This is a genomic window from Bradyrhizobium sp. 61 (assembly GCF_023073075.1).
Taxonomy (GTDB): Bacteria; Pseudomonadota; Alphaproteobacteria; order Rhizobiales; family Xanthobacteraceae; genus Bradyrhizobium; species Bradyrhizobium barranii.
The window spans coordinates 14,288-35,702 of the sequence record NZ_JADPIU010000054.1; the positions used below are offsets into that span (position 1 = coordinate 14,288).

Genomic DNA, 21,415 nt, shown 5'->3' on the forward strand with positions numbered 1-21,415 from the left:
TCAACGTCCTGCGAATGGGCTGGCAGGCTGGACCGCGCCGCCAAAGATCGGCTTGCCGATGCCACGCGGATCGATATCGTCGAGATAGAGGTGCAATTGAGCGATCACGCCGACGTTGGTTCCACTTTGCCGGTTGATCGGAATCAGCGCCTCGACGCCCAGCTGAAACTTGTTGTCGACCCAGATGACTCCCGGATTGATCGTCCCAGTCGTCACCCTGACTGAGGTCAGCGTGTTCGCCACCGGCGTCTGCATGTTGGCTTCGACCAAGGGAATCAGGTGATTGATGAAATCCGGCAGCCCGAGATCCATTACGGAGGATTTCAGGTACGGCATACTGTATTGAATCGTTCCACCCCAGTTCAGCACCTTCGGATGGAATTCAGTATCGGCCGTCAGCTCGCCAGTGTCGGAGTCAATTGCGAAAGTCGTTGTCGAGCTCCTAGCCGGGATGGCGTAGCCGATCTGCCCGGTGATTGCCACTGGACGCAGCCAAGACAGCGTGTCCGGCAGATCGCCGAGGCCTTTGCCGAAATAAATGGTCGGCGTGTAGGTGTTGAACGGGTCCGCTCCGACGCTGTCCGCGCCGGTACCGCCCCATTCGACGCTCACGCCCACCGACATCACGAATTCATGCTCGGGGTTCTTGAAGACGCGGTATTTGAAAGTCGTCTCCAGATTCTGAAATCCATTGGCTCCGGGAGCCGTCGGATCGATGGGACCGAGGAAGGCGTAGGTTGTGCCAAACGACACCGCGAAGTCCTCGGTGATGCGCTTGGAAAACTCGCCGGATATGTCCCGCTGCCGGATCGGCGGAACGTCGCCCGTCTTGAAACTGTCGACGGTGGGAAGGGACAGTTCATCGTTGACGCCGGGATCATCGATGCTGAGCGTAGCCGGAAAGAAGCGATTACCGACGATTTCGTGGGCAATGCTCCCGGAAAGGGGAATCAGCGCAAGCGCGAGCCCCGACAGACCCACAAGCGCATGACGGATAGACATGAAGACCTCCGCAAGATTGACATGCAAATGCGGCGGCCGACGGCCGCCAAGCTCACGTCAAACGAGGAGGCGCGCGCACCTGGGTGTTGGAGCCGACGCGGGATGGCGAAAGCAGTGACGCCGTATCTTGCCAGACAATGCGTCCCGGCCAACGAGCGAGGGTGATGTCTGCCACGTACTTCGGCGTATCGACCCACGCCCCCGCATGCATCACACAACACGTCGCGAAGGTGCCATCATGCGCAGGCCGCCCGCCGGCTTGATCGCTCCGTCCAAGGCTAGTGCTACTATCGTGACAAATGGCGGCGGACACGAGCGGATCAGCAATCGCAATTGCGGCGGCCCAGCACGCGGCGATCGGCGCCAGGATCTGCACCGTCAGCGCCACCAGAACGATTGGAAGAAATTCCTGTAACCGTCTACGCATCGGCCCACCCGAGCTTGACGCTATCACTAGGGTAAGTCGAGAGTCGAGTTCCTTGCGACGCCACCGCTACTTGTGGCCACAAATGGCATGAACTGGCCAGGTCAGCTGCTGCGGATCGCGGGGGACGCGTTCGCCGCTCCTGCTGAGATTGGCCAACTACACGGTGATCCGGACGGGGCCATACACGACATGAGTTCAGTTGGACGGCTAACCGTCGACCTCACAACACAATGTGCACTGGCTAGAGTGTTACCTTCGACCGCGTTTATCCGGCTGGAAGGTTTGTGAGGACCTGGATCGCGAATCCGTCAGGCCCGACAGGGAAAGGTGTCAGAAAGTCATAGCCTGCGCCGGCGGATCCTCACGGACTCGTGACACACCTTTGATGCCTAATCGCAAGCAGATCGTTAACCCGGCTGGCAATGCCCTCAGCCGGGGGATATCATGATACCATGACGTCGCAGCGCATTCGGAAGATTGCAGCTTTGATGATGGCCATGGTCTTGGCCGTGGGCCTGACGACGCATGGCGTCGGCCTCCCCAATATGTCCCTAAAGTCCAGCATGACCGCTGCGCTGATGGATACGTCGATGCCTGTGAATGCGCCGATGCCCGGCAAGTGCAAGGGGTGCATCGGTGACGAGCAGGGTGTCGCGCCGGCCGTTTGTTCCGCGTTTTGCAGTGCAGTGATCGCGCTCCCCACGGCGCCGGCGATTCTCCTCGCTGGACCCGCCGAAACGCTGAAACCGGTTTCCGGACCAGACGGGATCAGCCACGTTGATCGTCCCGAACTCCATCCACCCAGAACGATCATCCTGAGCTAAGGCGCATCGCATCTGCGATAGCGTCGAGGTGCGTGTGTGCAGGTGAAGCATCGCACCGCGCGCCCGCTGTTCGAGCGCGACGCGTTGCGTCGTCCCTCGACCCTGCGACACAGGATGGTCATCGATGTCAATTTTACTTCCTCGGGCAACCAGCCGCCGCGCGTTCCTCGCCGGCGCGGCGGGCCTTTTTGCGAGCGGAATGGTTCGTGGTGTGCGGGCCGATAATGTGGATGCGAGCCAACAGTTCGCGCTCACCGCAGCACCTGGCCGCATATCATTGGTTGGCAAACCTCACCCCGACACAAACGTCTGGTGCTATGGCGGCCGCGTGCCAGGCCCCACGCTACGCGCGCGACAGGGCGAGCCCGTCCGCGTTGTCGTCGAAAACGGCCTAAGCGAGGGCACGACCGTACACTGGCACGGCATCAGGTTGCCGATCGCGATGGATGGCGTGCCGGGAATTTCCCAACCGCCGATCAAGCCGGGCGAACGCTTCAGCTACGAATTCACGCCGCCCGATGCGGGCACGTTCTGGTACCACCCGCACGCCGACAGCTTGCAGCAGCTTGGGCGCGGCCTAGCCGGCGCGCTGATCGTCGATGAACCGCAGCCTGTCCCAGTCGATCGGGACGTGCTGTGGGTACTGGGGGACTGGCGGCTCACCAGTGATGCACAGATCGCATCCGGCTTCGGCAACAGCATGGATGCGGCGATGTCGGGACGTGTCGGCAACACGGTCACCCTGAACGGAAGATTGTCCGAGGAGGAGCCGGTGCGGGCCGGCGAACGCGTCCGTTTGCGGCTCGTCAATGCCTCCTTGGCGCGGATCATGGCGCTTCGGTTCGAGGGTCATCGCCCTGTGATTCTTGCGGTCGACGGGCAGCCCTGCGATCCGCACGAGCCCGATGGAGGTCGTCTATTCCTGGGCCCTGCGATGCGCATCGATCTCGCGCTCGACATGCATGGCGAGCCGGGCAAGCGCTACCGGGTCATCGATGATTTCTACGACCAGCTATCGTATTGGCTGACGCACCTCGCCTATGACAACGCGCCGCCTCTCCGCGCGCATTCGCTCGATCCGCCGCTCGCTTTGCCGCGCAATCCAGTGCCGGAGCCGGACCTGGCAACAGCGCAGCACCATGAACTGCACCTTCAGGGTGGCATGATGGGCGGCGGCGCCATGGCTGGAATGGGAGGTATGGGCATGATGGGAGGCATGAACGGAATGTCCGACATGTCCCATGCGACGTGGGCGATCAACGGCATGTCGATGACTGGTGACGGCCACGCCGGAATGAAGCCGCTGCTGACGCTTCAACGCGACCGAAGCTACGTCCTGGCGCTCCGCAATGACACCGCATGGTGGCATCCGATGCACCTGCACGGCCACAGCTTTCGTGTGCTTAGCCGGAACGGCATATCGGTGCCGCATCGGCAATGGGCGGACACCATTCTTATGCCGCCAAAGGAAACTGCCGAGGTTGCATTTGTGGCTAGCAATCCCGGCGACTGGATGTTGCACTGCCACGTCACCGATCACCAGGTTTCAGGGATGATGGCCATCCTTCGAATCGCTTGAACCTTAAGGAGAGTTTCAATGAGACGACGAACCTTCTGCCTCGGTTGCCTGCTTGCTGCTATCACTCCTTCGCTTCCCGCCTTCGCGGCGGAGCCGATCCACGCGACGCTTTACAAGAACCCACAATGCACCTGCTGCGAGGGCTACGCGGCATATCTGCGCAATAACGGCTTCGACGTCGAGGTGAAACCAACCAATGACCTCAATCAAATCAGCGAAAACTCAGGCATCCCTGAAAAATATCAGGGATGTCACACGATGTTCGTCGGCGGCTACGTCGTCGATGGCCATGTGCCGGTCGAGGTAGTGCGAAAGATGTTGAAGGAACGGCCGCCGATCGCGGGCATCACATTGCCCGGCATGCCGACGGGTTCGCCAGGGATGGTCGGCCAGAAGACGAAGCCCTTCGTGGTCTATGCCGTCACGAAGGATGGCAAGGCGCCAACGGTTTACGCATCGGTCTGAATGGGAGGCCAAAGAGGTGTTCGTTCAACGTAGAACTGGTGAAGAGGATTCAGCGGTGATGATAGCCGGCGTGCGATGGCCCTCGGTGGTTATCGCGACCGCAGCATCAGCAGTGCTTCTCGTCGTGCTCGGTGGCGCATGGGCCGCCGCCGAAGAGCATCGGGGCAATCTTGTCCTACACAGTTCTCCACGACCGCTCACCGCCATTCAGTTCGAGGACGAGCGGGGACAAACGCGTAGTCTGATCGATTTCAAAGACAGGGTCATCGTACTCAACATCTGGGCGACATGGTGCGTGCCTTGCCGCCGCGAAATGCCAGCTCTAGACCGGCTGCAGGCTCAGCTTGGCGGTCCTGATTTTCAGGTTGTTCCAGTTTCGATCGATCGCGGCGGCATCGATACGATCCGCAAGTTCTACGACGAGACCGCTGTTCAGAAGCTTCCGCTATACGTTGACAAATCCGGTCAGGTCCTGCGCGCAGTTGGCGCCATCGGCCTGCCGACCACCCTCGTCATCAACCGTGACGGTCAGGAGGTTGGCCGAATAACCGGACCGGCCGAATGGGATTCGGCCGAAATGGTGCAATTTCTTCAACCACTGATCGCCGAACCGCGCGAGACCAACAGCATTGCGGGGAAGCGTGAGTCTCTAGTGGTTGAAACGGGTAAGAGCGCGTCCGGTCCTCTGCAGCGCTGGCTTGGATGGCTGAGAGCCCTGCTCAGCAGATGAAAGGAGAGACAGATGACCGCAATTGAACCGGTGAAGGCAAGCAGCGTTCCGCGAAAGGCTAAGCTCGACATTGTCCGCCCGCTGGCAAGCCGCCGACTGCTCTTGATCGTTGCGATGTTGATTGCCGCGGCTCTTGCCGGCGTCGCAGCACTGAATTGGCGCTGGTTGGTGGCGGTCGGAGCGGTATCGGTCCTTGTTAGCACGTTGCCATGTCTTCTGATGTGTGGCCTCGGACTATGCATGCACAAATTCGGAGGCCGCACCGGCGCGAACTCGGTAGACGAGTTGTCGGCCGTGGGCGCCTCAGACGTACATATTGGAGCGCCAGCTCAGAGGCCGCCTGCCGAAGGCTGCTGCTCGGGAGGCGATCATCGGTTTGGCGAAGAACCCGCCATGCAATCGAGGGAGAAGAACAATGCATAAGCCCGTTGGCTCGATAATACTTGCGATCACGCTTCTGGCCCTAACTAGTGCCGCCGGCGCAGTCTTTGCCGATCCTGGATCTTCACCGAGCCAGCGCGGCGGAATGATGGGCGAGATGGGAGGTGCCGGCATGATGCGCTCGATGAGGGGCATGATGCAGGGCTGCGGCGCGATGATGCAGGGTGGCTCGCCCAGCGGCCATCCGAATGAGCAGTGGCGCGGGGACCGGCGCTCGACACCGGATCGCCGCGAATGACGACCTGTCAGGCTGTGGCATCAAACTGGCTGCAGCGTGATCGTTGAATTAGGAGCTGCACCATGATCGTCAAGCTTGGAGTTGCGATCGTTGTTCTGCTCGCGCTGGCAGCTTCCGTCTTCCTGAGTACGTCTCTGATGATCGAGCTTCCGGAACCGAAAATCACAAGGTTAGGAACGGCTGCGATCGGAGGACCATTCACGTTGGTCGCGACCAACGGAGAAACCGTGAGCGATAAAACGTTTCGAGGCAAGTGGGTGCTCATCTACTTCGGTTACACCTATTGCCCCGATGCCTGCCCGACCGCTCTTAACAGCATGAGCGTGGCGCTCGAAAAGCTCGGCTCGCAAGCGAACGATCTGCAGCCGTTGTTTATCACCGTCGATCCGAACCGAGACACGCGTGAAACGATGGCCAAATATCTGACGGCGTTCGATTCACGAATCATCGGCCTGACCGGGACGAAAGAGCAGATCGACAGCGTGATCAAGGAATACCGCCTCTACGTCTCACGCGATAAACCAGAGCGTGGTGGAGATGACTATCTCATTACTCACAGCTCATACATCTATCTGATGGGCCCGCAAGGTCGTTTCGCGAACGTCATTCACGCAGAGGAACTCGGCGACGAGATCGCTCTCCGGTTACGCAAGGAGATGGCCGATGCCGGTCGATGAAAGGGTCTTCACATGAAACGTGTATCTTATCAGGTCGCTGTGGTGCTTCTGGCGTTTGGAATCGGCGGCGCAAGCCAGGCGCAGACGCCGGCGGCCAACTCAATCGTGGTGGAACAGCCTTGGGCGCGAGCCACGCCGCCGGGGGCGAAGACCGGCGCAGCTTATCTGACGGTGATGAACAATGGTGCCACACCAGACCGACTGCTGGGTGCAACGACGCCATTGGCCGACAAGGTCGAATTTCACAAAGAGACTGAAGAGAGCGGTGTGTCGCGCATGCGAGAGGTACCCAGCGTTGAAGTTCAACCCGGAGCGAAGGTCACTTTCAAGCCGGGCGAGATGCACATGATGATGGTTGGTCTCAAGCAGCCATTGAAAGAAGGCCAAAACCTGCCGCTCACGCTGCAATTCGAAAAAGCCGGCAATGTCGCCGTAACAGCTTCAATCGGAAATGTGGGCGCCATGAAGCATGGAAACATGGGGGCGATGCCGCCCGGCTCTTCAATGGGAAAATAGAAAGAATGTCGATCCGCCTGCTAAAGAACCTGCGCGTCCTGGTGCCATGCTTGGCCACCACCGCCATTATCGTTGGGGTGTGGTTGGCAGACTTGCCCAGCTTGCATATGGGACGGGTCACCGTTGCCGCCGAGGGCCAGCAAAGCCAGATCCCGCAGGACGAATTCGAACAGCGGGTCCGAAACTATCTGCTCGCTTATCCGGAGGTCGTCGGCGAAGCGCTCAGTCGCCTGGAGGCGAAGCAAGGCGAGCTGCAGGCGGCGGCGGAAGCGGCGCTGAAATCGCATGAGGCCGAGGTGTTCCAGGATCCGGACAGTCCGGTAGGAGGCAACCCCAACGGCAATGTCACGCTGGTCGAGTTCTTCGATTACAACTGTCCGTACTGCCGGGCAATGACGCCGGTAATGGCGAAAGCTGAGGCGGCCGACCCGCAGCTCCGCATCGTCTACAAGGAATTTCCGATTCTCGGGCAAGATTCGGTATTTGCCGCCAAGGCGGCGCTCGCGGCCAACAAGCAGGGCAAGTACGTCGCCTTCCACCGTGCGCTCTATCAGGTCCGCGGACAGATCGATGAAGCCAAGGTCATCGAAGTCGCAGCCAGCGTCGGCCTCGATGTCAGCCGCTTGAAATCGAACATGCAGGATGCCGCGATCAACGCGATGCTGGCGAAGAATCTGAAGCTCGCCCAGACTTTGCAGATCAACGGCACGCCCGTCTTTGTAACCGCCAACGAGGTCAAGACCGGGGCAATGGATTTGAAGGCTTGCAAGCCTTGATCGGGAAAGCGCGGAGCAGCAAGCAAGGGACGAAGTGACCGAGCGGGGCTGGGCCAAAGTTGTGTGCAGCGAGTGGAAGGAATGGAGGAGGGATATGCGTGAAAGAATGTTTCTCCTGGCGTCGATTGTCGCCGTCGCGACGGCAGCGGGTTTGCCTGGGATGGCGGCCGCGCAGGACATGCATGATGGAATGTGCTCGGGCATGATGCAGGGTGGCATGGGTCAGGGCATGATGAGAGAAGGAATGGACCAGCAGCGGAACGACCACCACGCGATGCGTGGCGATATGGGCGGCATGATGTGCCCGATGATGCGCTCCGGCATGATGCAGGACGGGACGATGGGCTCTGGAATGATGGGTTCGGGCATGATGGGCATGGGCAGGATGGGCGAGGAAGGAGGCGGAGGACTGTTTGGGTCGCGCGTGACACCAATGATGAATCTGTCGGTCGATGACGTGCGCGCATATCTGTCCTCGCGGCTTGAGCGTCTCAACAACAAGCGGTTGAAAATCGGAGACATCAACAGCGGCGAGGGGACGATTACTGCAGACATCGTTACGGTCGACAACTCGCTCGTACAACGACTGAAAGTCGACCGACGCAGCGGCGCAATAGCATACGAAGATTGATCGCGCTCACGGGATCAGCAGTCCGGCAGTGCTAAGCGCGGACTTGAGCGCGGACGACGGCGACTATCCGGCCCCTCGGGTTAAGGAGACGCATGAGATGAAATGGCGCATGGGGACGGGACTGGCCGTGGCCGGCATACTGGCGGCGCTTGTGCCTGCCTGGTCCGCGCCGGATGCCAACCAAGGTCGGCGGGTCTTCGGTGCCTGTGCAGCGTGCCACTCGCTGGAGCCGAACCGAAGTATGACTGGCCCCAGCTTGTCCGGGCTCTGGGGCCGCAAGGCCGGCAGCTTGCCGAGCTTTCCGCGTTACTCGTCCGCGCTGCAGGCGTCGGGAGTCGTCTGGAATGACAAGACGCTCAATGACTGGATCATGGATCCGCAGCACCTCGTGCCCGGCAATGACATGACGTTCGAGGGAATCAAGAACGATCAACAGCGAACCGATCTGTTGGCGTTTCTCAAGCAGGCGACGCAACCGGGCCACGGGTCGATGCCGATGGGCGGAATGATGGGAGGCGGCGAGGTCGATCTCAAGACCGTCGGGCCGGAGCAACAAGTACGCGCCGTTACGTACTGCCGCGATACGTTTCGCGTGACGACGGCTGACGGCAAGACGCGCCCATTCTGGGAACGCAATCTGCGTCTGAAGGTCGATGGCAGCAACGTCGGTCCGGAGAAGGGGGCGCCTGCTCTGGTCGGAGCCGGAATGATGGGTGATCGTGCCGACGTGGTCTTTGCTACACCGGAGGAGATCAGCGGCTTCATCAAGCCGCAGTGTTGATCGCTACCAGTCCGCGGGCTCAAGGGGAACGACGAGTCGCCGCGCCATCGAGCACGTGGTTCGCTTCGCTGCAGCAGAGGCCTACGCGCCCGCCCACAACGGTGGCCCCAAGGCAAAAGAGTGCGCCGCAGCATTCTCTGATCTGTCCGAGTGGGATTCACAATCCGATGGCGCTTGGTCCAACGATTCTGATATTGTGGTGCCATGCAGATCCCCGCGCGCCTAATCTCGGTGCTTGTGTTGACGTTGGCATTTTCGTTGCCGGCATCCGCGCGGCCGAGTGAACGCGTAAGTGAACTGCCTGGAGCGGTTACAACTTCAGTACAATCCGCAGCTTCGACCGCTGCACAGCGCTTACCGAGGAAGTGCTGCGGCTGCGTTTGGATGGTTTGTGGCGCCGTCGGCGTCGCGTGCAGTGCATATTGTGGTCCGGGCAGTGTTCTCGGACCTCTCGCAATCGTTTCAGCGCCTTTTCCTCACCAATCCTCAGGCGCACCCGCTGTCCATGTTCTCCGGGATCATGGCATTCCGCCTGATCCGCATCCTCCAAAGCGCATCTCGCTCAGCTGAGCGGTCGCCTTTGCGACCGTCGCCGATCCGTGCGTGTCAGGCCGGACGTTTGCGGCTGGCACGTGCTTGCCGTGGATGACGTAGCCGGTTGTCACGCATTCACGGCAGCTGACCCGCCGCTATCCCGAAAGCGCGCGCCGCAGATCGGCAACTGAAGCCGAGCCTCCAACACCATTCGTTGGCGCGACGCGACCGGAGCGCGGAGGAAAAAATGGTTACGGTACAAAGTTTGTTCGGATGCCTCGCAATCTTGCTCCCAGTCATGTGGCTGGAACTGCCCTCAGGCGTCAGCCTGCGACTCACAGCGCCGGCCGACAAGACATCGGTTTCGCTATCCGACGGCAGTCACCGTCAGATCGTCGATGCGCGGTTCGCGCCATACTCGGCGATCGGAAAATTCAAGGGCACGATGACCTGTACGGCAGCGATGATCCTTGATCCGCGGATCATCGTGACCGCTGCGCACTGCATCATGGAGAGAGATGGGACGATCGGACGGTCGAATTTCACATTTCAGCCTGGCTATCAGGTCGGTAGCAATAGCGCGAAGTTTGATGCAACCGTCAGGGCTGTCGGATCGAGGCAAAACGTAGGCCACGAAACTGTCCGCGACGCGGCGAGAGATTGGGCGATACTGGTTCTGGACAGGGCGCCGTCAGGCGTTCAACCCTTTGTTCTCAGCCGCTACTCGATCGGGACCTTGGAGTTAGCCGGACTGCAACTCCAGCTGCCTGCCTACACCGACGATGTAGCGCACGCCGAGGCTCTCAGCGTCGATACGGCCTGCGCGGTTCGCGAATTGGTTTGGGATACCCTGATCCACAACTGCACGGCAGGGCGGGGTTCCTCCGGAGCGCCACTACTGGTGCGCGAGGAGCACGGCTACGCCATTATCGGCATCCAGGCCGCTTCGATTTTCGAAGGTGATCAAAGCGGGCACATAGCGAGGTTCGCCGGCAACCAGGCAATCGGTTCATGGATGTTTATGAAAGCGGCACTGGCTCTCTCTCGGCAGCTTAACACGGAGTCAGTCACGACGGTCAATTCCGCAGATTACTAATTAGTCCGCCGAACAATGTCACTTTCTTGAGGGTGATGGCCATGCGCACAGATCAATTAATCGAATCGTTGGTGGCAGAGCTAAAGCCGGTCGATCGGACCCGTATCAGCCGCGCTCTGTTGAGTGCATTGACGATCGGCGCGATGGCGGCGCTCTCGATGATGTTCGCAGTGTTCGGGGCCATTCCCAATTTGCTCAGCCGTCCACACCCGGATGTTTTCGTGGGCAAACTGTTGTTTGGAGTTGGTGTCGCTGCGACAGCGGCAACCATTCTACCAAAGCTGGCCCGTCCTCGCGCAGGTGTGCGGAATTCCCCAGCGCTCGTCTTCGTTCCCTTTATTGCGATTGTCGCAGTCGCGGTCTCCGCGCTGGCACCGGTCTCTGTGACCGAGTGGTCTGGCATGATCTTTGAAGAACACTCGATCAGGTGCCTCCTTACGATTCCTCTGCTTGCAATCGCGCCGTTCATGGCTCTCGTGTGGGCCCTGCGGCTCGGGGCGCCGACCGACCTGCCATCTGCCGGCGAAATCGCCGGCCTCGTTGCGGCCGGTTTGGGTGCAACGGCCTGCGCGCTCCCCTGTGTGGACCATTGGATTCCCGCCGTAGCTATCTGGTATGGCGTGCCGATCGGCATCTGCGCATTGCTCGGAGCAAGGCTCGGCCCAAGGTTGCTGCGCTGGTGACTGCTGGTCGCTGTCGAAGCGCCTCGTCAGCCCTAATGATCGTGCGTTACGTTCAGGGTTTCGTGATTCTGTAACCGAGTTGGCAATTTCAGCGAACTTTACTGAGAGACGTGTATTCGCAGGTAGAGCGCCGAATTGCTGCGCCGTATTTGCCGGGTTAGATCACTACGGAGCAGAGGGCTGACTATCCTGTTCGTCTCGTTGGTAAATGGTCCCAACCGGAAACAAAGGAGGATTAATGTTCGTTTTACGCCACACCTTGGAAACACGGCGCGCAGTGCTTGGTGCATCGGCATTGTTACTTGGATTGGGCACCGCGCTGTTAGGCGCGAACGAAGCGCTTGCGCAGGGAATGAAGGACATGCGCGGCATGGAAACTTCCAAGCAAATGACGCCGACACCCGCCAAAGGGACGGGAAAGGTCACCGCCCTCAACGCGGCCGATCGCAAAGTCATCCTCGACCATGGGCCAATTCCTGCCATCAAATGGCCGCAGATGAAGATGGAGTTCGCTGTCGCGCCGTCGGTTGATCTCTCCAAGGTGAAGACTGGCGACAAGGTTGATTTCACTCTCAGCGGCTCGGGCGGGTCCTACACGGTCGAGTCGATCGCTGCTGCAAAGTGAAGAGAAGGATGTGCTTACTTCGCGTGTAGTCAGGCGCGAATGGCTTGAGTCTGACGGCAGCGGATCTGGCGGTTGCCAAGCCGCCGACGGGTACGCGTCAGAGGGTATGTTCCTACTGTGGCGGTGTGGCGCCTAAGGAGAGGCCGACCGCCACTGGACTGGCAGTTCGCGTATGCCTACCGGATCGCCCGGTATGGAGGCAGCGCTCCCAAACCCTCACGCCACGTTATCAAGTCGTCTTTTTTCAAGGCATGCAGATGCACTGATGCGAGAGGAGCAGCTTTCACGGCTTCCTGATTGCCGCGCTTTTCTTGACCAAGAACGTAGCGCCGCAGCTTGGTACCGGCGTCGGATCAGACGTCGCGACCTGTTCGGCGTCTTTCTCGAGCGTCGCGTTCCTTGACGTAGGATTCAACGGCCGATCGCACGGTAGGAGCCGAGCCCGCCGCCTGCGACGCGGCTTCTGGCTCGAGCTACGGCTTCCCGAGCCGTTCTCATGGCCTGTTCGAAGGTCAGAATCCCGTAGGCAGAGACCTGGTATGTTGGCACCAACGTCAAGGATAAGGCTCAGGGACTATGCTCTTCACGGGTGGCTTCCCCAAGTACCGGGAGTATTGCACTGCCGCAATACAGGCGGGGTATCGCGACTTCGTCTTCGAACGCGGTCGAACTCCGGTTGCAGTTTGACCGCCGCAACTTAGTGAGACTGCATGCACGCCACGTCCACTGTCGCTTAGCGTAATTCCGGGTCGGATTTTCCACCGAATCCGCATCATCGACATGTCAACGTACCCGCCTGCCTGTGCGAGGAATAGCCGGCCGTTCATTGGTCGAAGGAATCATGCCTAAATCCCCGACGCCGATCCTGACCGCCTGTCAATCGGCGTTCGACTGGGACCCCCTAGCGGCATCCAAAAGGGACCCCTTTGATCGGCGTGCAACTTGTTCAGACGACATCTCCAGTAGTAGGCCGTCACTCAGCGAGCCCGGAGCTTGCTTCGGCTCAGCCGGCTATCGCCTAACCTCTGCTGTCTCGTAGCCTGCATCAAATTTTTGAATCGTTGGCCCTGATGGATTCATTTATTTAATTGGACGGTCGATTCGGGAATTGCGATTCTGGCGCATGTCCGAACTCACCGTGCAATATCTCGTGCTCGAGCGGCGCGATCCGGCCCGCAACATGGCGCGGTTCTATGTGCTCGCGATCGAGCCGACGCTGTTTGGCGATACAGCATTAGTGCGCGAATGGGGCCGTCTCGGTGGGCGCGGCCGACGGCGGCTCGATCTGTTCGATGGTCACGTGCAGGCCGTCGAGGCTCTTGAGTCCTGGCTCAGGCGAAAAACCCGTCGTGGTTACGTCCAGCGGCACTTTCTGTGCGCGGAGCCAGTGTGCAACACGCCGCAAGCTGGCCGATCTGGACAAAATGCCAGCGCAAGTATATCAAAGTAATCAGAAATCATATCCACCCGTATTCCAAGAAGTGCAAAAGTATTCCATAATCAATATTATGCGAACGTGAATAGCTAATCGTTTCCAATATGATAGTACTGCTTGGTTCCATAACAGAAAAGATGATCCAGAAGTGCTATGCAACGATGTGCGGATCCGGCGATACGGCTAGTGGCAAAAGATCTCGGCGGCATCGAGTTTCTGTTTGCTGGGCCCCATCGGAAATAGAGATCGATCCTGCCCTGCTCGTCCGCGGCCGTGCCGTCGTCGATCAGCGCGATCTGATCTTTGCGCGCGATAGCTAGTTTTGCGGTCAGCCTGCCCCAGGTCTCGGCGTAGCCGTCCACGCTACGTCGCGGATCGCGTTGGCCGCGCCACTCGGCCCCTAAAAACGTAGAGATCACCAGCGTGCGGATCCCGCTTCAAGCTCTCCTGAACCAGACGCGCAAGGCTTGGGAATCCGCGGCGCATATCGGTATGGCCGGTCGCGAGCCACACCCGCACATTGCCCGGTATGGCAATCATCGGCGCTCCAGCACGTCGAGGACCCGCGCCAGCGCTTCCGGGTCAACGTGAGCATCCACCCGGATGCGTCGCCGGTTGCCAAGATCGATCTCGATCAGTCCGTTCCGGGCGGCCGGTAACTGCCGTATCCGGCGATCATCTTCGGACGGAGGTTTCGAATTTTCTTCGCCCGTTGCTACCGCCGAGGCAATCTGCACCGGCGCAAAACATGGCACGCCCCGTTCGGCCGTCCGTGCCTGTCGTCGCCAGGTGAACACCACGCTCGCCGCAACGCCGTTGCGGCGCGCAACCTCCGTCACCTTCGCCCCCGGCGCCAACGTCTCCTCGACGATCCGCGCCTTGTCATCCTGCGACCAGCGCCGCCGCCGCTCCAGCCCGCCCAAAACCTCGACCCGCATCGCCTGATGACCTTAAAGCTAGACTTAAGGTCACACGCTTCGCGAAATACCCTGCGTCAGACAAGACGGCGCTCGTCGGATACGTACGGTGCACTTCGCCGCGCGAAAAGTGCGGTTTTGCGCCCATCGATAAAAACCGCCGACCTTACGAGCGGCAGTCCGGCTTGAGATTGTAGACCGGCGGCATCGGTCGCTTAGGAAAACGCTTAGCACGACGGCCGCCAGCGCGAACGGCAGGATACGCAGTAGCTCGCGCGAGTTCTGAGCTACCAGTAATCGACAACCTGACTCTCGCTCGCGCTGCGGTTCGATGGAGGCATGCCCGCCCTACCCGCCGCCCCACGCCTACGCACGCCCCGGCCGCCCGCTCAAGATCACGTTCGGCGAAATGCGCGGCGTGCTCGTCTAGCCGATAGAAATCGTGCATCGATCGCTCGAGGTCACCGGCCGTGATCTTGTAGCTTGGCGCCCCCAAGAACAGCAGCGCCATCGTAGATGGCCATGAGAACTCCAGCGATTTGGCCAGGATCAAGATCGGCTCTCGATCTTTTTCGATCAGTGCTCGTTCCACGATGTCGATCGGCAGTTGGCACAGCAAAGATAGAGCTACAGCCGTTTCGTTGAACTTGAGCGAGTGGGCAAATTCGAAGACCTTGTCCTCGGTCAGCTCGCCTCGCTCGTGCAGCTTTGCCACTGTCCGCTTGGCAGCGAAATAGTCCTTGGAGGCCGGACCGAACCTGGCGTGGATTGCGCCGGTGACGTCAACGACGACCTGATGGATCTGCGGCCCGATATCGGGACGCTCCCGTTCGAGTTTTTGCCGCACTTCTTCGGAGGCTTTGGCGATCAGCTGATGAAACAGGTGCCGCGGAATATCTTTTCGCAATCCCACAGATTCCGCGAGGATCGAATCCCCTTCCGAACGCCGCACCAGGTGTAAAAATCCGGAACTCGAAAAATTCGCCCCGTTATTTGCTGCGACCGAGCTCACGACCTCGTTGGAACCACGGACGACGAGGACATCGGTGACCGATTCCGGGACCGACCTTCGCTTGGAGATCGCAAGCAGATGCTGCTGACTCTTCGTCCTAGCACAAGCGATCAGCGTCTCAGTATCGAGGCGCTCCGACCGCTTGAGGATCGGCCAGGCGACCTCGATGCGGTCATCGGAGGCGAACTTGCGGGCCAGCTGGTAGGGTGCATTGGTGCTGGAGGCGAGCTTTCCTGCCAATCGGGCACGAGCTGTCGTCTCAATCTCCTGGGCGAGGCGACCAATGATCTCGCCGAAGGTCCAGATCTGGTCCTCGGAGTAGGTACCGGCAATCAGCACATCGGTCGCATGCCACAACGCCCGAAGACAACTCTCGGGATTTCCTTTGGCAACGGCCTCTTCCAACTCGATCAATAAAGACGCGGTGTCAGCCATGACGCGCTCGCAGCTCGAAAAAGTCTAAAAAAGACAAAGAGCTTAAGTCAGCGAGACCATCACACCATCTCCGGGTTGAACGACCGGTAAATCTCGCGCTTGTGCCTTAGCTCTGCGTTAAGGTCCGCCCAATCGAGCCGCTCAAATTTTACGCGCTTCAGGGCCCTGCGAAGGCAACGGCCAAAGCTGTTCGGCGACGAGACGACGATGCCGGTGCTCGATCCCGGCCGCGGGCGCGCCAAAGGGTCAGCTCTGGGCCTATGCAGCGGACGACAGGCCATGGGGCGGTGCCGAACCGCCGGGCGTCGCCTATGTCTATGCCCCTGATCGCAAAGCCGACCGACCAATCGCCCATCTCGCAGGCTTCAGCGGGCTCCTGCAGGTCGACGGCTATGCCGGCTATGGCAAGCTCGCCGAGCGTGGCGACGTTCGGCTTGCATTCTGCTGATCACATATGCGGCGTAACTTCTACGAACTTGCCACCCCCGGTCCCGCGCCTATTGCGACCGAGGCGCTCGGGCATATCGCCGAGTTCTATGCCATCGAGAAGGACATCCGTGGAAGTGAGATCGGTCAGTGGTTAAGGCTCGCTCACGCGCTTAGCGCGGGCGAGAGTTTCGGACGGCATCTCCCCAAATGTCCTGGCGTATAGGCGCGAAAAGTCGCCCAGGTGCCAGAAGCCGTTGGCAAGTGCGGTGGCTTTCACGCTTGATTGTCCCGCCGAGAGCTGGTCGCGAACCGCTGATAGCTTTTTCAGGCGCAGGTAGCAGTGCAGGCTCACGCCGTTGACGGACTGTGACGCGATCTGCAAGGTTCGGACGGATGTTCCAATGCGGCGAGCCAAATCGCTGCTGTAAAAATGAGAGCACGGCAGACTTTGAACTATCTCGTCCAGCTGTGCGACGATGTCTCGGTAGCGGTCAGAGGATGATCCAGAACTCGTCTCAGAGCGAGGTTCCAGCATGGTCGACCTTGCTAATCATAACGCGCCCTTGCAACACGAAACTTGGCCAAACTACCAACTGATGCGAGAAAGAATTGCCGCCGCAGCGTCCGAATAGCGGCCGCCGAAGCATGAGGGACACCATTTAATGGCGGGTTAATCTACGAGAGTTTGTTATCCGCATTTGCAGCGACCGTATCGTCGGGAATTTAAGAGCCCGGCTTCGATACGCAACACCGTCCGGTCTACCTACCTCGCTACGGCGGCGTCGAGGCGAATTGAGAAATGATCACCGCAACTTCGGCGGAATGAGGACAGATCCAATTGACGTCGCGGGTACGCCTTCTATTGGGAAGGTGATCTGTATTGGGCAGGTGATTTGCCTGTGCCATAAGGCTGCGCCGCAAATCGCCGCGGCGACTGGCGTTCAGCAGCATCGACCGTCTGGTATTTGTCCGCGCGTATCGGTAGAATTCAATTGTCGGAGATGACATGCCACATTGGATCAAACTCGTTGTCACTCTGGTGTTGCTGACGACGATCGCCAACCTTGGAATTCTCTCTTACCTCCTCGCTCCTCAGCGACCTGTCGCCGCGTCGAGGGAATTGTTCGACCACCCGGGTTTTAAGAAGGCTGTAGAAAGCATCGCGCAGGCAAAGGGGTATTTGACCGAAGCAGAAGTTGAGAAGATTATTGAGCGCTGTCGGGTCGTGCCTGGCGGCAAGATCAACTGCGACTGACAATGTTTTTGTGCTCGATAAGTGGAGCCGAAGTGTCTGATTCTCAAGAAAAGTCGATTCGGATTTTCCAGAGCACCGGGGTTGGCGGCATTTCATTTTGAGCGGACTTTGCCAGGGACTGCCACCTTTGTGGCGGCCCTTTTGAGATGCACCGCGGGATCACTGGCCTCGCCTAAATCTCTGGCGTCCCCGCAACCAAACGAACCACCCGCAGGCGACGACAAGAGCCAACAGGATCACGGCATCAAATGGGGCCGTTCCGCAGAAGCCGGTTCAAGCTAACAGTAAATTTAAGCGCCGGAATTCCATTTTAATAGCTCCACCGTGCTCCATCCCTCATTGTTTGCGTGCCGGGCTCAAACCCATCGGAGCTGCACAAATGCAAGACTGCAACGTAGCTGTCGCGCGAACCAGTGTGGAAATAACGACCATCGATCGGTCGCCGCGCCCTCATCATGACGAGTACGCCACCGCGATCAGACGATTCGATACGTTTGAAGAAGAGCAGGAGCAGCAAGTTGCACGCCGCTGGCAAGAGCTTGGCGTTCGCAGAGCAGCCGACGCCCTCGCCATCTTCGGCTCGCTGCCAAGGTAGCGAAGGGCTATCAGGGATATGGTCTTCCGCTCGCCGACATCATCTCTGAAGCCAGCCTCGGGCTGGTTATTGCCGCAACACGATTTGAGCCCGGCCGCGACTCGCGTTTCTCGAGCTATGCGCTGTAGTGGATGAAGGCCACCATCCACGATTACATTCTTCGCTCCTGGTCGCTGGTCAAGATCGGAACAACGGCTGCGCAGAAGAAGTTGTTCTTTCGTCTCAGGCGCGAAATGAGAAAGCTCGCGGGCGAGACGGCCAGTCTCACGCCGGAGAAGGCTGAAGCCATAGCTCAACTGCTCGAGGTCACCCCTCGGGAGGTGATCGAGATGGATTGCCGATTGAATGGCGACTTGTCGCTGAACAGGCCCGTCAACGGGGAGGACGAGACAACGGACTGGCAGTCGATGCTGGTGGACCAGTCGCCCACTGCCGAGATGATCCTGGCCGAGCACGACGAAGCGGCACGGAAATCTGGCGCACTTCACGCGGCAGTGGATGCGCTGATGACACGGGAGCGGCGAGTGTTCGAAGCAAGGCGGCTGAGCGAGAAGCCTCCTACGCTCGATGAATTGGCGCGCGAATTCTCGATTTCCAGCGAGCGCGTGCGGCGGACCGAGACTAGTGCCTTTGTAAAGGTCAAGCGGGCTGCAAGAAGGCATTTGAGGCCGGATGCGGAGCTGCGTTCACCGAGGTCAGAGTTCGAACTTCAAAAAGAAGCAGCATAGGCGTCCCAGACTGGGCGGGCCGGCCAATCAATCCGGCTTCAGGCTTGAACATCGCGACGAAGCCCGGGCAAGCGAGATCTGCACGACGCAACCCGGCCCGGGCAAGATCGTAAATCGGAAGCCGTGCAGCTTTATGATCGCGTGAACGAGGCTCAACCCCAGTCCAAGGCCGGGCGCCGCACGACGGGTCCTCTCCGATCGGTAAAAGCGTCTGGTGACGAGATCTCGCTCCGCTTCAGGGATCCCAGGCCCAGTATCGATGATACGCACGACGTCGTCGTTTCCGGTGCGGCATAGCCTCAGTTCGACCCGGCCTCCTCGCGGCGTATATTTCACGGCGTTGTCGACCAGATTGGAAATGGCTTCGAGCAGGAGATCGCGATCGCCCCAGGCGATGATTTCGTCGTTCGCCTCCACGATCAGAGCGACGCCTTTCTGTTCGGCGAGCGGCTCATAGAGCTCTCCGGCTGCGCGCACGAATTCCGTTAGAGAGATATCGGCGAATCCCGCCAAGCGCCTATTCTGATCGATCTCGGCGATGCGAAGCAACCCCGTGATCGCGTTAAGCGATCGATCAAGCCCACCAATGGCCTGTTCAAACACCGTTTGTATCTGGTCGTGGCGCGTTGCCTCGTCGCGGCCGCGCTCGAGAACCATCCTGACGGACGTCAGCGGCGTGCGCAGATCGTGTGCGATCTGATCTCCGACGCCGGAGAGCCCGCGGATGAGAGCCTCGATCTCATCTAGCTTCGCATTAAACAATATCGCAAACTCCTCCAACGGATCGTTCGTGCCCCTCAGCGGCAAGCGCTCGCGCAAATCCCCTGTCAGGAATTTCTGAACCGATCGGTCAAACAAATCGATACGTGCGCGCGCCCTCCTGCTCCTGAGGGCTCCGGCCGCCAATCCAAAGCACAGGACCGGGACGACACTCAAGGCCAGAGCGCTATCCACCGCACTTCCCGCCCGCCTTACTTCGTCGATGCTGCGACCGACGACCAGCGCCGATCCATCGTCAAGTCGACGGACAATAGCGCGCGCTACCGTTTCCTCGCGCCTCAAGGCTTCGAGGCGTATCATGGCAAATTCCCGAGCGTATCCGGTAGCGGCCAGCCCAAATGGCAGAGTCTCGACATTGCCGCCGAGGCGGCTGCCATCCTCTGCGAATCGCCCTATTAGATGCACCCGGCGCAGATCCCGCTCGAGGAACTGCTGAAGCTCCTCATTCAACCGCTGGGCTGGCAGTGTGGAAAAGGCATCGGCCAGATCGGTAATTGCCCGATCGATGTCAACAATCGCCTGGCTGGAGATCCACCAATGCAAAAATCCCCATGTCAGCAGCAAGCACATCGCGCACACGTCTGAAAACAGACTGGCCCAGCGGAAGCTCGTCGACGCCAGTCGCTTATGTAGGCTCATTGGCATGGCTCAACGCGCAGCTTTCGATAGGCTGGCTGCGGCAGAGGGCTGCCTAACCCGACGCGCGATTGATGCCATCATCAGCTGGTCCGTAGCTGCAACGCGCGTGGCATGCACCGGTTCAGCCTGCATCTCTGGCAGGACTTCAGCGAGTGCCTTGGGAGAGTCGCCTGAGACGATTGAGCTCATCGTTGAGCCTCCGCGGACGAACCGGCACGTTTCACAATGCGCGTTGGCGATTTGATCGTGCGCGCTTTAAATTATCTTCTGCGATTTTCGTTGTCAACGCTGGCGATTCAATCGCGCGCGATCTATACTCAAGTATAACTTGTGGGAGGCTCCAGTGGCGATACGAAAGAAGCGGCAGATCCGGCAAAAGACCCAAATGAAGCGCGGTCCCGCGTTGAACGAATTGCTGTGCTTCTCGATCTATTCGGCAGGGCATGCATTCAATCAGTTTTACCGCCCGCTGCTAACCAGAATAAGGCTCACGTATCCTCAATACCTGGTAATGGTCGTGCTCTGGGCAAGAGATGACCGTACGGTCAAAGAATTGGGCGAAGCGCTTTTCCTTGAATCGAACACATTGACGCCAATCCTAAAGCGACTCGAAGGCATCGGCCACATCGTCCGCACGCGTGATCCCGAAGACGAGCGGCAGGTCCGCGTGCGCCTGACGGATCGGGGGCTCGCGCTGCATCCCGAAGCCGCGAATCTCGTTGCCTGCGCCGAAGAAGCCCTCGGGATGTCCGACAGCGAACTCGTCAGGATACAACGAGAAGTAGCTGGCATCCGTGACCGGCTGCTGGACTACCAACGCAAAGTGGACCGGAGGTTCCGGCCGGATGACGAGCGATCGGCCAAGCGCCGCTAAATTCGGATTTAGTGCAGGAAACGCCAGTTTAGTGGCCTGAGTTTTTCGGCCATCTATTGTGTCCCCCTATCTCTAGTAGCAAAAAAGAGATCAGATGGATCGATATCAGCAGGACGGGACCTCCGGAATCCTGAACTTCCCCCCAACTGCTAGAGGTCGGTTGGCGCTTTGGTTGCACGTGGTCGTTCATGAACTCGCCACCAAGGCCAGGAAATACGGTGCGCTGCGTTCAAAAGACTGGACTGTTAGTCTCACCTGGGAGATCCAGCAGGCACTCGGCGCCGCCGGTAA

27 protein-coding genes and 1 pseudogene are annotated in these 21,415 nt (G+C 59.5%); 21 read left to right on the forward strand and 7 right to left on the reverse strand.

The window, feature by feature from the left end; genetic code table 11:
• Positions 1 to 1,002 carry a hypothetical protein gene (locus IVB46_RS19340; RefSeq protein ID WP_247343265.1) on the reverse strand — a complete coding sequence of 334 codons (1,002 nt, stop codon included), beginning with the start codon at positions 1,000 to 1,002 and terminating at the stop codon, positions 1 to 3.
• Between the two features lie 52 nt (positions 1,003 to 1,054).
• Positions 1,055 to 1,429, reverse strand: a complete 375-nt coding sequence (locus IVB46_RS19345) for a DUF2946 family protein (protein ID WP_247301918.1) — start codon at positions 1,427 to 1,429, stop codon at positions 1,055 to 1,057.
• A gap of 452 nt (positions 1,430 to 1,881) precedes the next feature.
• Between IVB46_RS19345 and IVB46_RS19350 the strand changes: the two genes are divergently transcribed.
• The 15 genes from IVB46_RS19350 to IVB46_RS19425 all read left to right on the forward strand — a co-directional run bounded on the left by IVB46_RS19350 (position 1,882) and on the right by IVB46_RS19425 (position 13,475).
• A complete protein-coding gene (locus IVB46_RS19350; protein WP_247343268.1) occupies positions 1,882 to 2,253 on the forward strand; it encodes a hypothetical protein in 372 nt (123 codons plus the stop codon).
• A 124-nt stretch (positions 2,254 to 2,377) separates the two neighbouring features.
• Entirely contained in the window at positions 2,378 to 3,832 is a 1,455-nt protein-coding gene (locus IVB46_RS19355) for a multicopper oxidase family protein (protein WP_247301913.1), read from the forward strand.
• Between the two features lie 18 nt (positions 3,833 to 3,850).
• Entirely contained in the window at positions 3,851 to 4,297 is a 447-nt protein-coding gene (locus tag IVB46_RS19360) for a DUF411 domain-containing protein (RefSeq protein ID WP_247301910.1), read from the forward strand.
• 16 nt (positions 4,298 to 4,313) lie between these two features.
• Complete coding sequence (locus IVB46_RS19365; RefSeq protein WP_247301907.1) at positions 4,314 to 5,027, forward strand: TlpA disulfide reductase family protein; 714 nt, start codon at positions 4,314 to 4,316, stop codon at positions 5,025 to 5,027.
• 12 nt (positions 5,028 to 5,039) lie between these two features.
• Positions 5,040 to 5,450, forward strand: coding sequence for a hypothetical protein (locus IVB46_RS19370; protein WP_247301905.1), 411 nt, complete (start codon positions 5,040 to 5,042; stop codon positions 5,448 to 5,450).
• Positions 5,443 to 5,706 carry a hypothetical protein gene (locus tag IVB46_RS19375; protein WP_247301904.1) on the forward strand — a complete coding sequence of 88 codons (264 nt, stop codon included), beginning with the start codon at positions 5,443 to 5,445 and terminating at the stop codon, positions 5,704 to 5,706. Before IVB46_RS19370 ends, IVB46_RS19375 begins: the two co-directional genes overlap by 8 nt.
• 62 nt (positions 5,707 to 5,768) lie before the next feature.
• Positions 5,769 to 6,383 carry an SCO family protein gene (locus tag IVB46_RS19380; RefSeq protein ID WP_247301902.1) on the forward strand — a complete coding sequence of 205 codons (615 nt, stop codon included), beginning with the start codon at positions 5,769 to 5,771 and terminating at the stop codon, positions 6,381 to 6,383.
• 12 nt (positions 6,384 to 6,395) lie between these two features.
• The gene (locus IVB46_RS19385; RefSeq protein WP_247301901.1) at positions 6,396 to 6,899 is read left to right on the forward strand and encodes a copper chaperone PCu(A)C; all 504 of its coding nucleotides are present in this window, start codon (positions 6,396 to 6,398) and stop codon (positions 6,897 to 6,899) included.
• Between the two features lie 5 nt (positions 6,900 to 6,904).
• The gene (locus tag IVB46_RS19390; protein ID WP_247343271.1) at positions 6,905 to 7,675 is read left to right on the forward strand and encodes a DsbA family protein; all 771 of its coding nucleotides are present in this window, start codon (positions 6,905 to 6,907) and stop codon (positions 7,673 to 7,675) included.
• Positions 7,676 to 7,769: 94 nt separating this feature from the next.
• Complete coding sequence (locus IVB46_RS19395) at positions 7,770 to 8,306, forward strand: hypothetical protein (RefSeq protein WP_247301896.1); 537 nt, start codon at positions 7,770 to 7,772, stop codon at positions 8,304 to 8,306.
• A 97-nt stretch (positions 8,307 to 8,403) separates the two neighbouring features.
• Positions 8,404 to 9,087, forward strand: coding sequence for a c-type cytochrome (locus tag IVB46_RS19400; protein ID WP_247343274.1), 684 nt, complete (start codon positions 8,404 to 8,406; stop codon positions 9,085 to 9,087).
• Between the two features lie 781 nt (positions 9,088 to 9,868).
• Positions 9,869 to 10,717: a trypsin-like serine protease gene (locus tag IVB46_RS19405; RefSeq protein WP_247343277.1), complete on the forward strand. Its 849-nt coding sequence runs from the start codon at positions 9,869 to 9,871 to the stop codon at positions 10,715 to 10,717.
• Between the two features lie 41 nt (positions 10,718 to 10,758).
• Positions 10,759 to 11,400 (forward strand): DUF1109 domain-containing protein, encoded by a 642-nt coding sequence (locus tag IVB46_RS19410; RefSeq protein WP_247301889.1) that lies wholly within the window; start codon positions 10,759 to 10,761, stop codon positions 11,398 to 11,400.
• Between the two features lie 238 nt (positions 11,401 to 11,638).
• Positions 11,639 to 12,025 carry a copper-binding protein gene (locus IVB46_RS19415; protein ID WP_247301886.1) on the forward strand — a complete coding sequence of 129 codons (387 nt, stop codon included), beginning with the start codon at positions 11,639 to 11,641 and terminating at the stop codon, positions 12,023 to 12,025.
• A gap of 1,123 nt (positions 12,026 to 13,148) precedes the next feature.
• Complete coding sequence (locus tag IVB46_RS19425) at positions 13,149 to 13,475, forward strand: WGR domain-containing protein (protein WP_346016130.1); 327 nt, start codon at positions 13,149 to 13,151, stop codon at positions 13,473 to 13,475.
• A gap of 74 nt (positions 13,476 to 13,549) precedes the next feature.
• Here the strand turns inward: IVB46_RS19425 and IVB46_RS19430 are convergent, their stop codons facing one another.
• The 3 genes from IVB46_RS19430 to IVB46_RS19440 form a co-directional block, all read right to left on the reverse strand.
• A complete protein-coding gene (locus IVB46_RS19430; RefSeq protein ID WP_247301879.1) occupies positions 13,550 to 13,822 on the reverse strand; it encodes a hypothetical protein in 273 nt (90 codons plus the stop codon).
• Positions 13,823 to 13,996: 174 nt separating this feature from the next.
• Positions 13,997 to 14,398, reverse strand: a complete 402-nt coding sequence (locus IVB46_RS19435; RefSeq protein ID WP_247301877.1) for a transposase — start codon at positions 14,396 to 14,398, stop codon at positions 13,997 to 13,999.
• A gap of 145 nt (positions 14,399 to 14,543) precedes the next feature.
• Positions 14,544 to 15,824, reverse strand: a complete 1,281-nt coding sequence (locus IVB46_RS19440; RefSeq protein WP_247301875.1) for a DUF2336 domain-containing protein — start codon at positions 15,822 to 15,824, stop codon at positions 14,544 to 14,546.
• Between the two features lie 183 nt (positions 15,825 to 16,007).
• On the opposite strand from IVB46_RS19440, the pseudogene IVB46_RS19445 reads away from it, so the two are divergent.
• Positions 16,008 to 16,383, forward strand: a pseudogene (locus tag IVB46_RS19445) (transposase); the annotation flags it as partial.
• Between the two features lie 21 nt (positions 16,384 to 16,404).
• On the opposite strand, the gene IVB46_RS19450 reads toward IVB46_RS19445, so the two are convergent.
• Complete coding sequence (locus IVB46_RS19450) at positions 16,405 to 16,788, reverse strand: helix-turn-helix domain-containing protein (protein WP_247301873.1); 384 nt, start codon at positions 16,786 to 16,788, stop codon at positions 16,405 to 16,407.
• Between the two features lie 471 nt (positions 16,789 to 17,259).
• On the opposite strand from IVB46_RS19450, the gene IVB46_RS19455 reads away from it, so the two are divergent.
• The 4 genes from IVB46_RS19455 to IVB46_RS45095 all read left to right on the forward strand — a co-directional run bounded on the left by IVB46_RS19455 (position 17,260) and on the right by IVB46_RS45095 (position 18,831).
• Entirely contained in the window at positions 17,260 to 17,508 is a 249-nt protein-coding gene (locus tag IVB46_RS19455) for a hypothetical protein (RefSeq protein ID WP_247301871.1), read from the forward strand.
• A gap of 379 nt (positions 17,509 to 17,887) precedes the next feature.
• Complete coding sequence (locus IVB46_RS45085; protein WP_346016131.1) at positions 17,888 to 18,103, forward strand: hypothetical protein; 216 nt, start codon at positions 17,888 to 17,890, stop codon at positions 18,101 to 18,103.
• Positions 18,037 to 18,231: a sigma factor gene (locus IVB46_RS45090; protein WP_346016134.1), complete on the forward strand. Its 195-nt coding sequence runs from the start codon at positions 18,037 to 18,039 to the stop codon at positions 18,229 to 18,231. The genes IVB46_RS45085 and IVB46_RS45090 overlap by 67 nt, the downstream gene beginning before the upstream one ends.
• A gap of 3 nt (positions 18,232 to 18,234) precedes the next feature.
• Entirely contained in the window at positions 18,235 to 18,831 is a 597-nt protein-coding gene (locus IVB46_RS45095; protein ID WP_346016132.1) for a sigma factor-like helix-turn-helix DNA-binding protein, read from the forward strand.
• Between the two features lie 27 nt (positions 18,832 to 18,858).
• Here IVB46_RS45095 and IVB46_RS19465 read toward each other — a convergent pair whose 3' ends face one another.
• Positions 18,859 to 20,250, reverse strand: coding sequence for a HAMP domain-containing sensor histidine kinase (locus IVB46_RS19465; protein ID WP_247343280.1), 1,392 nt, complete (start codon positions 20,248 to 20,250; stop codon positions 18,859 to 18,861).
• A gap of 385 nt (positions 20,251 to 20,635) precedes the next feature.
• Between IVB46_RS19465 and IVB46_RS19470 the strand changes: the two genes are divergently transcribed.
• Positions 20,636 to 21,124, forward strand: coding sequence for a MarR family transcriptional regulator (locus tag IVB46_RS19470; RefSeq protein WP_247314020.1), 489 nt, complete (start codon positions 20,636 to 20,638; stop codon positions 21,122 to 21,124).
• Positions 21,125 to 21,415 lie beyond the last annotated feature (291 nt).